This is a genomic window from Planctellipticum variicoloris, assembly GCF_030622045.1.
GTDB classification, from domain to species: Bacteria; Planctomycetota; Planctomycetia; order Planctomycetales; family Planctomycetaceae; genus Planctellipticum; species Planctellipticum variicoloris.
Genome location: NZ_CP130886.1, coordinates 1,564,232 through 1,579,943, shown reverse-complemented (window position 1 = coordinate 1,579,943; position 15,712 = coordinate 1,564,232). Strand labels below are relative to the sequence as shown.

General features: G+C 62.9%; 12 protein-coding genes. 7 read left to right on the top strand and 5 right to left on the bottom strand.

What is annotated here, in order from left to right:
• Positions 1-12: 12 nt before the first annotated feature.
• Together rho and coaE are read right to left on the bottom strand one after the other, a co-directional pair.
• Positions 13-1,467, bottom strand: coding sequence for a transcription termination factor Rho (rho, locus tag SH412_RS06205; protein ID WP_419555773.1), 1,455 nt, complete (start codon positions 1,465-1,467; stop codon positions 13-15).
• Positions 1,468-1,662: 195 nt separating this feature from the next.
• Positions 1,663-2,370 (bottom strand): dephospho-CoA kinase, encoded by a 708-nt coding sequence (gene coaE / locus SH412_RS06200; RefSeq protein WP_336524149.1) that lies wholly within the window; start codon positions 2,368-2,370, stop codon positions 1,663-1,665.
• A 388-nt stretch (positions 2,371-2,758) separates the two neighbouring features.
• Between coaE and SH412_RS06195 the strand changes: the two genes are divergently transcribed.
• From SH412_RS06195 to SH412_RS06170, 6 genes are all read left to right on the top strand, one after another.
• On the top strand, positions 2,759-3,685 hold the full coding sequence (locus SH412_RS06195; RefSeq protein WP_336522644.1) for a glycoside hydrolase family protein: 927 nt from the start codon (positions 2,759-2,761) through the stop codon (positions 3,683-3,685).
• Positions 3,686-3,793: 108 nt separating this feature from the next.
• Positions 3,794-5,476 (top strand): hypothetical protein, encoded by a 1,683-nt coding sequence (locus tag SH412_RS06190; protein ID WP_336522643.1) that lies wholly within the window; start codon positions 3,794-3,796, stop codon positions 5,474-5,476.
• A 193-nt stretch (positions 5,477-5,669) separates the two neighbouring features.
• Positions 5,670-6,182, top strand: coding sequence for a 3-hydroxyacyl-ACP dehydratase FabZ family protein (locus SH412_RS06185; RefSeq protein WP_336522642.1), 513 nt, complete (start codon positions 5,670-5,672; stop codon positions 6,180-6,182).
• A 102-nt stretch (positions 6,183-6,284) separates the two neighbouring features.
• A complete protein-coding gene (gene trmB, locus SH412_RS06180; RefSeq protein ID WP_336522641.1) occupies positions 6,285-6,944 on the top strand; it encodes a tRNA (guanosine(46)-N7)-methyltransferase TrmB in 660 nt (219 codons plus the stop codon).
• Positions 6,945-6,995: 51 nt separating this feature from the next.
• Positions 6,996-7,454: a VOC family protein gene (locus SH412_RS06175; protein ID WP_336522640.1), complete on the top strand. Its 459-nt coding sequence runs from the start codon at positions 6,996-6,998 to the stop codon at positions 7,452-7,454.
• Positions 7,455-7,535: 81 nt separating this feature from the next.
• Complete coding sequence (locus tag SH412_RS06170) at positions 7,536-8,273, top strand: class I SAM-dependent methyltransferase (protein WP_336522639.1); 738 nt, start codon at positions 7,536-7,538, stop codon at positions 8,271-8,273.
• 226 nt (positions 8,274-8,499) lie between these two features.
• On the opposite strand, the gene SH412_RS06165 is transcribed toward SH412_RS06170, so the two are convergent.
• From SH412_RS06165 to SH412_RS06155, 3 genes are all read right to left on the bottom strand, one after another.
• Complete coding sequence (locus tag SH412_RS06165; protein WP_336522638.1) at positions 8,500-9,948, bottom strand: DUF1501 domain-containing protein; 1,449 nt, start codon at positions 9,946-9,948, stop codon at positions 8,500-8,502.
• A 90-nt stretch (positions 9,949-10,038) separates the two neighbouring features.
• Positions 10,039-13,197, bottom strand: a complete 3,159-nt coding sequence (locus SH412_RS06160) for a DUF1553 domain-containing protein (protein ID WP_336522637.1) — start codon at positions 13,195-13,197, stop codon at positions 10,039-10,041.
• Complete coding sequence (locus SH412_RS06155) at positions 13,194-13,961, bottom strand: GntR family transcriptional regulator (protein WP_336522636.1); 768 nt, start codon at positions 13,959-13,961, stop codon at positions 13,194-13,196. The genes SH412_RS06160 and SH412_RS06155 overlap by 4 nt, the downstream gene beginning before the upstream one ends.
• 330 nt (positions 13,962-14,291) lie before the next feature.
• On the opposite strand from SH412_RS06155, the gene SH412_RS06150 reads away from it, so the two are divergent.
• The gene (locus SH412_RS06150; RefSeq protein ID WP_336522635.1) at positions 14,292-15,665 is read left to right on the top strand and encodes a gfo/Idh/MocA family oxidoreductase; all 1,374 of its coding nucleotides are present in this window, start codon (positions 14,292-14,294) and stop codon (positions 15,663-15,665) included.
• Positions 15,666-15,712: the final 47 nt, after the last annotated feature.

Genomic DNA, 15,712 nt, shown 5'->3' with positions numbered 1-15,712 from the left:
ATTTCGTCGGTATCAGCCGAGATTCATGCTCATCAGGAATTCGTCGTTGGTCTTGGTCCGCCGCATCCGGTTCGTCAGCAGCTCCATCGCCTCGACCGGGTTCATATCGTTCAGCACCCGGCGGAGGACCCAGACCTTGCGCAGCTCGTCTTCGGACATCAGCAGCTCTTCGCGGCGGGTGCCCGACCGGTTGACGTCGATCGCCGGCCAGATCCGTTTTTCGACCATCCGGCGGTCGAGATGCAGCTCGGTATTGCCGGTTCCCTTGAACTCTTCGAAAATCACGTCGTCCATCTTGCTGCCGGTGTCGACGAGGGCCGTCGCCACGATCGTCAGGCTGCCCCCTTCTTCCACGTTCCGGGCGGCACCGAAGAACCGCTTGGGGTGCTGCAGCGCGTTGGCGTCGACGCCGCCGGTCAGAATTTTGCCCGAGTGAGGGACTTCCGCATTCCAGGCGCGGGCCAGGCGGGTGATCGAATCGAGGAAGATCACCACGTGCTGGCCGTATTCGACCATCCGCTTGGCCTTCTCGATCACCATTTCCGAAACTTGAATATGGCGGCTCGGCGGCTCGTCGAACGTGCTGGAGATCACCTCGCACATCCGGCCCTTCACCTGCCGCTCCATGTCCGTGACCTCTTCCGGGCGCTCGTCAATCAGCAGGACGATCACATAGACGTCGGGCTCGTTGGCCAGCACGGCCTTCGCCAGCCGCTGCAGCAGAATCGTCTTGCCGGCCTTGGGGGGGGAGACGATCAGACCGCGCTGGCCCATGCCGATCGGCGCGATCATGTCGACGACCCGCGTGCTCAGGTCGGCCCCGTCGGTCGACAGTCGCAATCGGCGCTCCGGGTGCAACGGCGTCAGGTCGTCGAACGAAACTTTCTCGGTCAGCAGATTCGGATCCTGGCCGCTGATGGCCTCCACTCGCAGCAGAGCGAAGTAACGCTCGTTTTCTTTCGGCGGGCGGATCTGCCCGGCGACGGTCGCTCCCGTCCGCAGCCCAAATCGTCGGATCTGGCTGGGAGAAACGTAGATGTCGTCGGGGCACGGGAGGTAGTGATAGTCGGGGCTGCGGAGGAAGCCGAAGCCGTCCGGCAGGATCTCCAGCGTTCCTTCGCCGAACATCAGCCCGTTCATCTTGGTCCGTTCTTTCAGGATCTTGAAAATCAGATCCTGTTTCTTCAGACCGGTGTAGTCGGTGACCCCTTCCTTGCGGGCCAGGACGATGAGATCTTTCATCGTCAGCCGTTGCAGCTCGGCGATATGGATATCGGTGTCGCCCCGCTTGATCTCCTCGTACCGCTCGTCCGCGGGAAAATTCACCGCGTCGTCGTCTTCGTCCTCATCAGGATCGGGCAGCTCCGAGGTGTTGACCGCGGGAGGGGGGGGCGGGTCGAGCAACTCGTCGGCGTCCCAGCCGCCGGGAGCGGCGGGTTGAGACCCCAGTGAGGCTTGCGATCCCATGGGAGACGAAGGATTCAGGCGGGAGGTGATGGAAGGGCGAGGTTTCATAATGGGAAAAACTCTCGGAGTCAGGCGGAGATGCTGAACCGGCGGGGCTGTGGGGAACCGTTCCTTGGCACGGCAACCGCCGGGATTCATGCAGAGCAGAATTGGGAATGGAGCTTCAGGCAGGATTCCGACAGTAACAGATTCTCGTCATCGCGTCGTGTCCGACGGCCGGCGTTGCCGCTCCGTCAGACTCAAAGTCTCGTCCGCTTGCAGGATGCCTCGCCCCGGCTTGAACGCCAGGCATCGACGGACCACCGCTGCAAGCTGCTCTCCGGCGACGGCCAGCTCGCCGGAGTTATCGATAATCACATCAGCCAGCCGGCGTTTCTCGGCCAGCGGCCACTGGCACCGTTCGCGCCGATCCAGTTCGTCCTCTGACCATCCGCGATGCTCCAGCACTCGGGCCAGCCGGACCGCTCGGGGACAGTCAATCAATACCACCCAGCGACACAGATCTCTCCAGCCGGCTTCCAGCAGGATCGCGGCATCCAGCAGGACGACTCCGCTGCCGGGATGTCCCTCCGTCGTATAAACTCCGGTCTGAATCCGTCGTCGGATTTCCGGGTGCACAATTCGTTCCAATTGTCGGCGGGCGGCCAGGAACTGGGGAGCATCGCCGAAGACCTTTCGGGCGAGCGTCTTGCGATCAATCTCTCCCTCGACGTCAAAAATCTCCTCGCCGAACCGCTGGCGTAACTGCTGCTTGATTTCCGTTGATAACAAGACCTCATGCCCGATGGAGTCGGCATCGAGCACCGCCACAGGGAACCGCTGGGCGACCCATCGCACCACCGAGCTCTTCCCGCTGCCGATACCGCCGACCACGCCGATGACGACGCCGTCCGGACAAGTCACAATCGCCAACGATTGCGGAACTCCACTCACCAGAAACCACCAAGCTGTACGGCATTGCCGAGCTGCAAGAAAAACGGTCTGCGGGAAATCAGGATTCGGGAGGGGTGTCCGAGGGAGCTTTTTTCCGACATGGCTGTCGGTTGCCGGCGTCCGGACGCATGGAGGATTCTGGATGGGTGAAATCAGGTGTGCAGAACTATGTTTTGCGTCCCGCCTCCAATTGTCAACACCAAACACCGACGTGTCTCTTTTTTCAGCGAATTGCGTGCGAGGGTCGGACGGTTTCGCAACACTCGCCCCCCCACTCACAATTGACGCGATGCCACGTCCCCGCCACAGTGGACAACATCAGGAACTCGCCTCGGGAGTCTGCAGGATGCTTAGACATATGTCGCTCCGTGGATTTGTTTGTTTCGGCCTCCTGCTTGTCGGGCTGACTGCGTCGGCCCCCGCTGGCGATTTTCCGCCGGAGCTGACTCACTGGCAGCCGCGACCCGGGAATCCGATTTTCACCGCCAGCGGTCCCGGACACTGGGATGTCAAGATCCGGGAGCGGGGCTGGATCCTCCGCGACGGCGACCGCTGGCAGCTCTGGTACACCGGCTACGACGGGACGCGCGAAGGAGTCAAGTCACTCGGATACGCGACTTCGAACGACGGTCTTCATTGGACCAGGTCGGGAGACGCTCCCGTCTACCAGGAGGCCTGGGTCGAAGACATGTGCGTCCTCCGGGTTGACGGCGTCTACCATATGTTCGCTGAGGGTTTTCAGGATCAGGCCCAGCGATTGACCTCTCCCGATGGCGTCCACTGGACTCGTGCTGGAACGCTCGACGTTCGCCTTACGGACGGCTCCCCCATTCCGGAGGGACCCTACGGGACGCCCACCGTCTGGCACGAAAACGGCGTCTGGAATCTGTTCTACGAACGCCGCGATGCCGGGATCTGGCTGGCCCGCTCGCGAGATCTGAAAGTCTGGACCAACCTTCAGGACGAACCGGTCATGAGCCCCGGCCCGGACGAATTCGACCAAGACCTGATCGCGATGAATCAGGTTCTGAAGTACAAGGGCCGGTATTACGCCGTGATTCACGGAGCCAGGAAGCCCCCCCAGCCCGGTCAGCCAAGCCTGTGGGCGACGGGCCTGGCGGGCTCCGACGACCTCGTCCGCTGGGAAAAATACGCCGCCAATCCGCTGCGCCCGATCTCCGAGAACAGATCCAGCGGTCTGCTGATTCCGGTCGGTGACGGTTTCCGGCTCTATACGATGCATAATCAGGTCGATGTCTTCGATCCGGCGCCGACGTCGAAGTAGCGACTGACCGGCTCTCGCTGCATTGGTCAACGGGCGGCCAGGGCCGGAGCGTCGTTGCGAAGCCCCGGATTCTGATCACCGCGACTCACATTTCAAGGTCCCCCGCCCATGTCGCCGCAGATCCCGACCACGCCCAATTCCGTCGCCCGGCAGACGCTTCCGCCGGACGAACCGCGTCCTGCTTCGAACGGATCCGCGACGCTGCGGCTGGAGCTGGCGGTTCACGATCCGGAAACCGTCGCGGAACTGGAAGCCTTCGCCGCCGGTCGAGATCGCGAGGATTTCGCCCTCAAGGCACTCCGGATCGGCGTCCTGGCTCTGCGACAGGCCCGCGGCCAACTCGACGGTGAAACGGTCCGCCGGGAAGGGGACCGCCTGCTCGGTCTGCTGCAGGTCCGACTGGAAGACCATACGAAGGTCGTCCACGATCGCGTATCGCATACCCTTAAAGACTACTTCGATCCGCAGAGCGGCCGGTTTCAGGATCGCGTCGAGAGACTTGTTAAGAAAGACGGCGAACTCGAACAGGTGTTGCGCAGGCAACTGGGGCAGGACGACTCGGAGCTGTCCCGGACGCTGTCGCGGCACTTCGGTGACGACAGCGAGCTGCTGAAATGGCTCAATCCCGATCAGTCCCAGGGGCTGCTCGGCGCACTGCGCGGCGTCCTCGACGAGCAGCTCCTCAGTCAGCGCGACCACGTGCTGAAGCAGTTTTCGCTCGACAATAAAGAGGGGGCCCTCTTCCGGTTCATCGCCGAACTGACCGAACGCCAGGGAAACCTGACCGAGGATCTGCAGACTCGAATTGACGAAGTCGTCAAGCAGTTTTCGCTCGACGAGGAAAACTCGGCCCTCAGCCGGCTCGTCGCCAACGTCGAGCGGGCTCAGCGGACGATTACCAATGAATTCTCGCTGGACCAGGACACTTCCGCGCTGTCCCGTCTGAAGAAGATGCTGGAAAACACGAACGCCACGATCGAGAGCCACCTGTCGCTCGACGAGGAAACGTCTGCGCTCGCCCGCCTCAAACGGGAACTGCTGGCCCTGATGGAAGGGCAGCGGAAGACCAACCAGGTCTTCCAGGAAGAAATCAAACTCTCCCTTCAGGAAATGATTGTCCGCAAGAAGGAAGCGGGGAAATCCACCCGCCACGGGCTGGAATTCGAAGAAGAAGTCATCCAGCTCCTGGTGCTGGAATCGCAAAAAACGGGAGATCTCGCCGAGGCGACCGGCAGTTCGACCGGGCGGATCAAGAACTGCAAAGTCGGCGACGCCGTGATCACGCTGGGACCGGACACGGTCGCTCCGGGGGGCCGGATCGTCATGGAAGCCAAGGAGAAAGCTGGCTATCAGCTCACCGAAGCCGTCGAGGAGTTGGCGAAGGCGCGGGACAACCGCGACGCGCAGGTCGGCCTGTTCGTATTCTCCCGCCGAACAGCTCCTGCCGGGCTGGAACCACTCTTCCGCCGGGGCATGGATGTCTTCGTGATCTGGGATCTCGACGATGAGTCCAGCGACCTCTACTTGCGGACCGGGCTGACGCTGGCCCGCGCCCTGGTTGTCCAGCAGCAGAAGCAGAACGAGGCCCAGACCGCCGATGTGGTCGCTATGGAAATCGCCATTCTGGATATCGAGAAGCAGATCAATTCTCTCGACGAAATGATCGGCTGGACGAAGACGATTGAAGGCCACAGCGGGAAGATTCTCAACAAGCTGGACAGCGTCCGCAAAGCGATTGAGAAGCAGGTCGCGACGCTCAAGGAGAAAACCGCCGAGCTGAAGGGAGCGTAACTCCCTCCCTCGCAACGACTCCCGGCGAATCTATTCCCCGTCGGACGGCCTCCCGGCGACCGCCGGGTCGCAGTTGCGGGATTGCGGTAAATCCAGCTAAACTGCCGCCGCCTGAATCCTTTGCAGCTTTTCGGGGGTTTGCCCCGACGGCCCGCGGCTGGCGACCGCCCGGCCGGACCTACGAGGAACGGAAATGCCTCCCCAGACCATTTACAGCTTCGACGTGCTCGATTTCGACAAGCCGCTCTATCCGATCGAGGAGATCCGCAAGGTCAATCCTCAGCGGTTCGAGATGGAGCAGCTCACAGCCATCCTCTACGTCGATCGCGAAAACCACGGCATCGTCGGCTATAAAGACGTCACCGACAAGGAGTTCTGGATTCGCGGCCATATGCCCGACTTCCCGCTCATGCCGGGTGTCGTGCTCTGCGAATGCGCCGCTCAGCTCGCCGGCTTCTACGCCCGCAAGTTCGACCTGCTCGAAGGCGATTTTCTCGGCTTCGGCGGCATGGACGACGTCCGCTTCCGCAACCCGGTCTTTCCGGGGGATCGTCTGGTGATCATGGCCCAGCTCACCCGTCTCCGCGCCGGACGCCGGGCCGAGTTTAATTTCCAGGGCTTCGTCGGCGAAAAAATGGTCTTCAGCGGATGCATGATCGGCGTCCCGATCCACCGGGAACGCGCCCGCGAAGAGGGGATTGACTGACGGGGGTCAGTCGTCAGTGGCAAGTGCCCTCCTGGATGATCGCCGCGACGCCCTCGTTCAGCCTGTAGCTGCAACACCTCAATTGCTTCAGAATACGTTTCCATGCCCACGGACCACGGACGACTGACGACTGACAAACTCCGCGATCTCTTTCCGTTCTTTCGGACCGTTGACGATGTCACGGAGATCGTCAACTGGGCCAAGTTCTTCGGCAACGACAATCCCGTCGAACTCGACATCGGCTGCGGGCGGGGATTGTTCCTGTTCAACACCAGCGTCGCCCATCCCGAGACCAACTACCTGGGCCTGGAGGTCGATTTCACCGAAGGCCGCCGGACGGCGCGTCGGCTGCTGAAACGGGATCTGCCCAACTCTCGCGTCATCGGCGGCGACGCCCGCGATTTTTTGCGGATGCGAGTTGCGCCCCATTCGGTCGATGCGGCCCACGTCTACTTCCCCGATCCGTGGTGGAAGAAGAAACACCGGCGCCGCCGGCTGTTCAATGAGGAGTTCGCCGACCTGCTGTCTGTCGTCGTCAAGCCGGACGGTTTCGTCCATTCCTGGACCGACGTCGGCGAATACTTTGACGTCATCGCGGGCCTGATGAACCATCATCCCCAGTTCGTGACGCTCGAACCTCCCGACTGGCACGAGCCCGAGCACGACATGGACTATCTGACCAGCTTCCACCGCCGGCGGCTGCTGGACGGTGCGACGATCTACCGCGGGCTGTGGCAGCGGAAGCCGCTGACGGATCTCTGAATCGCGGCCGGCGCACCGCGGTATTTTCCCCGACAGAATGAGGAACGACCGATGGGTGTGCAGAGCGTGACTCCGGTCCTCAACGTCTCCAGCATTGGCGACAGCTTCGCTTGGTTTGAAACGCTCGGTTGGAACCGCGGCTTCAGTTGGAATCAGGGAGGCATGATCGGCAGCGGCGCGCACGCCCTCGCCGCCAACGAAAACGGCCCGGCCAGCTTCGGCAGCGTCTGCTCATATCACGCCACGATCTTTCTCTGCCACGGCGGCCAGGGGTCGCGGGGAACGATCCTCCCCCGCTTTCCCGGCGACGACATGACTGACGGCGTCTGGATGAGCTGGTGGATGGAATCCCCGGCGGATCTCGACGCCCTGCATCAGACCGCCGTCGAGCACGGGATGACCGTGAGCTGTCCCCCCGCGGACAAACCGTGGGGCGTCCGAGAATTTCATCTTCGCCATCCCGACGGGCACATGTTCCGCGTCAGCGCCGGACTCGGTGGAGAAGCGTAAACGGCCGAGCCCGATTCGTGTGGTACGCTTGTGGAGCCGCTCGCGGCGAGTGATCGAGCTTTCCCGACAAAGGAACCACTCATGACCACCGACTACGACCGGATTTCGCAGGAATACAAACAGGCCAAGCAGGCGCCGTGGCGGATTCACGTCGAGCAGTTCACGCTGTTCGAACTGATCGGCGACGTCAGAGGCAAGTCGGTCCTCGATCTCGCCTGCGGCGAGGGCTTTCTCTCGCGAGAACTGAAGGCCCGCGACGCGCGACGGGTGGTCGGCGTCGACATTTCACAGGCGATGATCGATCTGGCGCGAAGTCAGGAACAGTCCGCGGGCCAGGGGATCGAGTACCTCGTTTCGGATGTCAAAGACCTGGTGCTTGAAGAACAGTTCGACCTGGTCGTCGCGGGCTGGTTGCTCAACTATGCGCGGACGCCTGACGAGCTGCTGGAAATGTGCCAGTCGATTGCGCGTCACCTCAAGCCCGGCGGTCGGTTCTGCACGATCAACAACGACTTCGAGAACCCGCCGAGCGACGTCGAGAAAACGCGTCCGCATGGCTTCGTCCGCACGGCCCCGGAGCCGATCGCCGAAGGGGACACGATCACCTGGACCATCTTCCTCCCCGACCGGTCCTTCACGATTGATAACTACTATTTGAGCCGCCCGACGCACGAGAAAGCATTTTCCGCCGCCGGCCTGAAGGAACTGAAATTCCATCCGCCGCGGCTGAGTCCTTCCGCCGGTGAAGCTGGCGATGAGACGTTCTGGGCCGCCTTTCTGGACCACGCACCGGCGGCGTTTCTGGACGCCACTCGCTGAGCCGGACTTCTGGAGGGGATGCAGAGGACGCGGAGAATACGCCGCAGAAGATTGAGGAAAGTGAAAAGTAAGTTTTGAGTAGTGATGAGTGCAAAGTGACAGAGAAGCTGATCTGCAGCCGGGCGGCGACTCCTTCATTTTGCACGACTCACTCATCACGACTCAATTTTCACTTTCCGGACTCTTCTCCCGCATTTCTCCGCGGTAAGGCCTTTTCCTCGGCTTCTCACGCAATCAGCTCCTGCACCACCCGGCACGGCTCCACGCCGGTCAGCTTCTGGTCCAGCCCCTGGTAGCGGTACGTGAACCGCTCGTGATCGAAGCCCAGCAAGTGCAGCACGGTGGCGTGGAAATCGTGGATATGCACCGGGTCCTTCACGATGTTGTAGCTGAAATCGTCCGTCTCGCCGTAGATCGTCCCTCCCTTCACGCCCCCGCCAGCCATCCACATCGTGAAGCACCGCGGGTGGTGATCCCGACCGTAATTTTCGCGCGACACGCCCCCCTGCGAATAAATCGTCCGGCCGAACTCGCCGCCCCAGATGATCAGCGTGTCATCGAGCATCCCCCGCTGTTTCAGGTCGGTAATCAGCCCGTAACAGGCCTGATCGACGTCCGCTGTCTGGTCTTTCATCCGGCCGACAAGGTTGCCGTGGTGGTCCCAGTTGTTGTGATAGACCTGCACGAACCGCACGCCCCGCTCCACCATCCGGCGGGCCAGCAGAGCCGTGTTCGCGAACGTCCCCGGCTTCTTCGCGTCTTCGCCGTAGAGGTTGAACGTCGTCTCGGTCTCCTGGCTCATGTCCGTCAGCTCGGGGACGCTTGACTGCATCCGGTACGCCAGTTCGTACTGCTGAATCCGCGTCAGCGTCTCGGGGTCCCCCAGCCGCTGATATTCCAGCTCGTTGAGCGATTTGAGGCCGTCCAGCGTCCGCCGCCGGACGTCCGACGACACGCCGGCGGGGTTATTGATGTAGAGAATTGGATCCCCCGCCGAGCGGAACGACACCCCCGCGTGCTCGCCCGACAGATATCCCGACGACCACAACCGGGCCGAAATCGCCTGCACCTGTTCCTGATTTCGGGGCTTGGCAACCAGCACGACGAACGTCGGCAGATCCTCGTTCAGCGACCCCAGCCCATACGACGTCCACGAGCCCAGGCAGGGCCGGCCGGTGATCTGGTTGCCGGTCTGCATATAGCTGATCGCCGGCTCGTGATTGATGGCCTCGGTGTGCATGCTGCGGATGAACGCCATGTCGTCGACGACTTTCGACGTCCACGGCAGCATCTCCGTGACCCACATGCCGCACTCGCCCTGTTGTGCGAACTTGTACTTCGACGGTGCGATCGGAAACCGCGTCTGGCCGGACGTCATCGTCGTCAGCCGCTGGCCCATCCGGACCGAGTCCGGCAGATCCTTGTCGAACCACTCCTGCATCACCGGCTTATAGTCGTACAGATCCATCTGCGACGGCCCGCCGACCATGTGCAGATAGATGACGTGCTTGGCCCGGGCGGGAATATGCGTTCGCGGCGCCTGACCGGCGCCGGCTTCGCCCCGAGCAGCCTGCCCCATCAGAGTCGCCAGCGCTGCCCCGCCGAGCAGGTGGCCTCCCTGCTGACAGAACAACCGCCGGGACATCTGCGTGCGAAGATCATCGAAGTTGAGCATCATCAATCCCTCAGTGGGGGGAACTTTTCATTCAGGTGGCACAGACATTCCTGTCTGTGCTCTTCGATGGGGCTTCAAGCCCCGAAGTCGCTACTTGTTGAGCACTTCATCCAGATTCAACAATTCATTCGTCAACATCGTCCAACCCGCCAGCACGCCCGGATCCAGCGTCTCGTCCGCCTTCGCATCCCCGACCGCCAGCAACTGCTTCGCCTCTTCGGGATGCGCGGAATAGTACGCCAGCAGATCCCCCAGCGACTGCCGCACCACCGGCCGCTCTTCCGCCCGCAGCGGACGCGCCAGCAGCCGCTCCGCCAGCGTGTCCAGCTTCGCATCCTCCGTGGCCCCGCCCTCCTTCAGCGTCTTCTGAGCGAGAATCCGGGCCGCCTCCACGAACTGCGGATCGTTCAGCGTCACCAGCGCCTGCAGCGGCGTATTCGTCCGCTCGCGCCGCACCGTACAGACTTCTCGCGCCGTCGCATTGAAAATGTCCATCGAAGCGGGCGGCGCCGCCCGCTTCACGAACGTGTACAGGCTCCGCCGATAAAGCCCCTCTCCCGTATCCCGCCGGTAATCCCGCGTATTGCTCCCCAGCATCGCCACTGCTTCCCACACGCCATCCGGCTGATACGGCCGCACGCTCGGCCCCCCCAGCTTCTGCACCAGCAGCCCGCTCGCCGCCAGGGCATAGTCGCGAACCATCTCTGCATCCATCCGGAACCGCGGCCCCCGGCTCAGCAGTCGGTTCGAAGGATCCTGCTGCAGCTTATCGGGTGTGACTGCGGCAGATTGCCGATACGCCGCCGAGGTCACCATCAGCCGGAACAACTGCTTGACGTCCCACCCCTTCTCGCGGAACTCGATCGCCAGCCAGTCCAGCAGCTCCGGATCCGACGGAAGTTCGCCCGCTACTCCGAAGTCCCCCGTCGTCCGCACCAGACCGGTTCCAAACACCTCCTGCCAGAACCGATTGACCGTCACCCGCGACGTCAGCGGATGCTCCGGCAGCAGCAGCCACTTCGCAAACCCCAGCCGATTCCGCGGCAGTTCCGCCGGAAACGCCGGCAGCATCTTCGGCGTCCCGGGACTGACTTCGTCCCGCCGCTTGTCGTACTCGCCGCGGAACAGCACATACGCCTTCGCCGGCTCGTTCTTTTCCTGCATCACGTGCGTAATCGTGCCACGGGCTTTGATATCCGCCTGCTCCCGTTCCAGCGTCCGCAGACTCGCCGTCGCCGCCTGGAACGGTCCGTCCTTCGCGGCCAGCCACCAGTCATACAGCTCGTTCTTCTCGGCATCGCTCCGCTGATCGGCAACCTTTGCAACCAGCGCCGCCAGCCGGCTGGACTTCGCCAGCGCACTGACTTCCGCGGCCGGCAACGCGCGACCATAAATCCGCACGTCGTTCAGCGTTGCCCCGGTCAGCGGACTGCCCGTGTTGCGTTGAGCCACTTTCAGCGGCACGGTCGTCCGCGTCGTGTTCTGCAGCTTGTCGGCCTGCACGTTCGTCGGTTCTTCGACGCCGTTGATGTAGACTTTGATCCCCGCCGCCTTCTGCGATCCGTCGTACGTCACGAACACGTGAGTCCATTCGTTCGCCGTGACCTGCTTCTTCGAGACCACTTTCAGCGCATCGTCCTGCCAGCGATGAATCAGGTGCATTCCGACCCGCCGCCCCTCGATCCACAGATCCCAGCCGCGGTAGTCGTGCTGGTCGTCCATCCGGGCGACGATCGCCCCCGCCCCGTCATTCGCCGGCAGCTTGACCCAGGCCCCCACGGCAAACGGCTGATTGAGATCGAAATCCCCGGCCTCAGGAATCTCCGCCACGCCGCCGTTCGCGAGGTACAGCGCCTGGGCCGACGTCTGACCCGGCTGCCATTCCACGGCTTTCGTCAGCTTCGCCGATCTGGCCGTCCCGTTAAGCGTGTACTTCAACGTCTCCCCAGGACCGTCGTCCGCAGGGATCTGCAGTTGCAGACCTTCCGTCGGCAGCGTGCCGGCGAATTCCTCCGGTTTCGCAGTCGCCAGCCACGCATCGAACTCACCCCGCGCCCCCTGCTTCCGCTGGTCGACGGCCTGCCGCGCCGCGGCCAGTTCGCCGTCGAGCTGTCCCCAGCGGATACGATCTTCCGGCTTCGGCACGACGACGATCGGCGGCGTGTCCTTCACGTTGCCGTCCATCGCGGCCTGCGTCGTATTATTAAAAAACGCCGCCAGTTCGTAGACTTCCCGCTGCGTCAGCGGGTCGAACTTGTGATCGTGACACATCGCGCAGTTCGCCGAGAGCCCCAGCCAGACCGCCGCGGTCGTCTCCGTCCGGTCCCGCGTGTAGCTCACCAGATACTCTTCGGGAATCGTCCCCCCTTCGCTGGTAGTAATGTTGCAGCGATTGAAGCCCGTCGCGATCTGCTGATCGAGCGTGCGGTTCGGCAGCAGATCCCCCGCGAGCTGCTCGATCGTGAACTGGTCGTAGGGCTGGTTCCGGTTGAACGCCGCAATCACCCAGTCCCGGTAAGCCCACATCTCGCGATAATTGTCGAAGTGAATGCCGTGCGAATCGCCGTAGCGGGCATAGTCCATCCAGTACCGCCCCCGGTGCTCGCCCCACTGCTCGCTCTCCAGCAGACGATCGACCAGCCGTTCGTAGGCGTCCGGTCGCGAATCCGCGACGAATTCCTCCACCAGCTTCGGCGCCGGCGGCAGTCCGGTCAGATCCAGGCTCGCCCGACGGGCCAGCGTCCGCCGATCGGCCTCGGGTGCCGGGCTCAGCCCGACCAGCTCCAGCTTCGCCAGCACGAACCGGTCGATCGGATTGCGCACCCAGTTTTCCTGCTTGACGGCCGGCAGCGCCGGCCGGACCGGCGCAATCAGCGACCAGTGCGGCTCGTATTCGGCCCCTTCCGCAATCCATCGCTTCAGTGTCTCCTTGTCCGCCGCCGACAGAACTTTCTTCGTCGCAGGGGGCGGCATCACCTCGTCCGGATCGTTCGAGACGATCCGATTCAGAAGTTCGCTTTCCGCCGGTTTCCCCGGCACAAACGCCGACTTCGCTATCGCCGCGTCCCGCTGGTCGAGCCGCAGATCGGCCTTCCGCGCCGCGGAATCCGGACCGTGACACGCGAAACAGTACTCCGCCAGAATCGGCCGGACGTCCCGGTTGTATTTCAACGGAGCCTCTACGGCGTACAGTTCGCCCGCCAGCAGGCTCAAACACGTCAGACCGCAGATTCGAATCCAGACCGTCATGGCAGCGAGCTCCTGGTGCGCCGGCGAACCGTCGTCGGCCCCTCCGGGGAAAGGTCACGGGCCGCCGGCAGTTCCGGCAAAGCCCGACTCCAGTATTTCATTCCCGATCGAATATGGTCGGACATCGCCCGCGCGGCCTCCCGCGCATCTCCCTCCAAGAGCGCCTCGGCAATCGCCAGGTGCTCCCGGGCTTCGACGCTCACTCGACGATAGTCGTCGCGAGCCGAGACATGCCGATACGACAGGTCTCGAAACGCCCGGAACAGCAGCGCCAGCCGGGCCAGCTCCTGAGCCAGAAACAGATTGCCGCACGACGACCGGATCACATCATGCAGCCGGGTATCCAGATCCCGCCCCCGCGCCATCAGCCGCGCCGCCCCCCGGGCGGGGGCGTCGAGCAGTTTCCGAAACCCGGTCGCCAGCTCCGACAGTTCCTTCAGGTCAATCCGCCCGCAGGCGCTGCGGACGGCTTCGCATTCCAGCGCCCGCCGGACCTGGCAGACGTCGCGCACATCGCGAGGGCCAACCGATCGTACCGTTGCGCCGCGATTGGGAACCACGTCGACCAGCCCCATCGCCGAGACCTGGATCAGCGCCTCGCGGATCGGCGTGTGACTGACCCCATACCGCTCGGCCAGTTCCTGCGTCACCAAGTGCTGTCCCGCCTGCAATCGGCCGTCAAAAATGTCGGCCAGCAGCGCCTCCGCGATCGCTTCGCGTCGGCGACCATGATCGGCGGCAGCAGTCGGCGTCGCAGCAGGCACGCTGAATTCTCCGGCAGGAATCTCCGATCCGTATTCTGATCCATCCCCCCCGCCCGATGCAACCCTTTCTATAGACACCGCGTACTATTCTATAGAATTCAGTCCGTCGCTCTTGAATCCAACAGCCCTTCCACGAGGATGTCGGTGCGCCAACACGTGTCTGCATCTCCCTCTGCGAAGCCCGAAACACGATTCCCGAAGCCCGCCCCCTTTTGCATTGCCCCTCCCATTCGGTTACGTTGATCAGCTCGGGAGGTCCACGTCCCGTTTCTCGCGGACCTCAGTTCGGGAACTCATCCCAGTCCTTTCAGTTCACCCGGAGTCCACAACGTGAGTGAATCCCAACCCGCCGGCCTGTCACGCCGCGATCTTCTCAAGAATACCGGCCGCGCCGCTGCGGCCACCGCCTTCGTCGGGTCGGCCATGTCCCACGTCTACGCCGGCTCGGACGACACCATCCAGATCGCCCTCGTCGGCTGCGGCGGCCGCGGCACCGGCGCCCTCGGCAACGCCCTCTCGCGGGAGAAAGGTCCCGTCAAGCTTGTCGCCATGGCCGACGTCTTCGAAGACAAGCTCAAGAACAGCTACGAAAGCATCAACACCCAGTACGAGAAAAAGATCGACGTCCCCGCCGATCGCAAGTTCATCGGCTTCGACGGCTACAAGCAGGCCATGGACGCCCTCAAGCCCGGCGATATCGTCGTCCTGACGACCCCCGTCGCCTTCCGCTGGGTCCACTTCACCTACGCCATCCAGAAGGGCCTCAACGTCTTCATGGAGAAGCCGATCACCGTCGACGGCCCCAGCACCCGCAAGATGCTGGCCCTCGGCGAAGAGTCGGTCAAGAAGAACCTCAAGGTCGGCGTCGGCCTGATGTGCCGCCACTGCCATGCCCGCGGCGAACTGTTTAACCGTATCCAGGACGGCGAGATCGGCGAGCTGGAAATGCTCCGCGCCTATCGCATGGCCGGCCCGACCGGTTCCGCGTTTGTCAACAAGAAGCCGGAAGGAATTTCCGAGCTGATGTACCAGATCCGCAACTTCCACGGCTTCCTGTGGGCCAGCGGCGGCGGATTCAGCGATTTCCTCATCCACAACATCGACGAGTGCTGCTGGATGAAGGACGCCTGGCCCGTCGAAGCCAAGGCCTCTGGCGGACGTCACTACCGCGGCGACTACGTCGATCAGAACTTCGACAACTATGAAGTCGAATACACCTTCAACGACGGCGCCAAGCTGTTTCTCAACGGCCGGACCATGCCCGGCTGCTACAACGAGTTCGCCAGCTACGCCCACGGCAGCAAGGGCTCGGCGATCATCTCGACCTCCGGTCACGCGCCGTCACGGGCCCGGATGTACAATTCACAGCGGATTGGCAACAAAGACGATCTGATCTGGGCCGCCAAGCAGCCCGAGCCGAATCCCTACGACGTCGAATGGGACGACCTGCTCGACGCCATCCGGAACGACAAGCCTTATAACGAGGTCAAGCGCGGCGCCGAAGCCAGCCTCGTCACCGCCATGGGCCGCATGGCCGCCCACACCGGCCGGATCGTGACCTATGACGAGATGCTCAACAGCGAAAACGACTTCGCTCCCAACGTCGATCAACTGACCCTCGACGGCCCCTCCCCCCTCATGGCGGACGCCGAGGGGAAATACCCGGTCCCGATGCCGGGCATCAAAACCGATACCGAGTACTAATCGACTCGTCGGTCAATGTGTCGTATGAAACAGCAGCCCGGTCGCCT

Excerpts from the sequence above, each read along its gene's own strand:
- rho (WP_419555773.1), bottom strand. The coding sequence starts at position 1,467 with ATGGGATCGCAAGCCTCACTGGGGTCTCAACCCGCCGCTCCCGGCGGC.
- SH412_RS06195 (WP_336522644.1), top strand. The coding sequence starts at position 2,759 with ATGTCGCTCCGTGGATTTGTTTGTTTCGGCCTCCTGCTTGTCGGGCTG.
- SH412_RS06190 (WP_336522643.1), top strand. The coding sequence starts at position 3,794 with ATGTCGCCGCAGATCCCGACCACGCCCAATTCCGTCGCCCGGCAGACG.
- SH412_RS06185 (WP_336522642.1), top strand. The coding sequence starts at position 5,670 with ATGCCTCCCCAGACCATTTACAGCTTCGACGTGCTCGATTTCGACAAG.
- trmB (WP_336522641.1), top strand. The coding sequence starts at position 6,285 with ATGCCCACGGACCACGGACGACTGACGACTGACAAACTCCGCGATCTC.
- SH412_RS06175 (WP_336522640.1), top strand. The coding sequence starts at position 6,996 with ATGGGTGTGCAGAGCGTGACTCCGGTCCTCAACGTCTCCAGCATTGGC.
- SH412_RS06170 (WP_336522639.1), top strand. The coding sequence starts at position 7,536 with ATGACCACCGACTACGACCGGATTTCGCAGGAATACAAACAGGCCAAG.
- SH412_RS06165 (WP_336522638.1), bottom strand. The coding sequence starts at position 9,948 with ATGCTCAACTTCGATGATCTTCGCACGCAGATGTCCCGGCGGTTGTTC.
- SH412_RS06160 (WP_336522637.1), bottom strand. The coding sequence starts at position 13,197 with ATGACGGTCTGGATTCGAATCTGCGGTCTGACGTGTTTGAGCCTGCTG.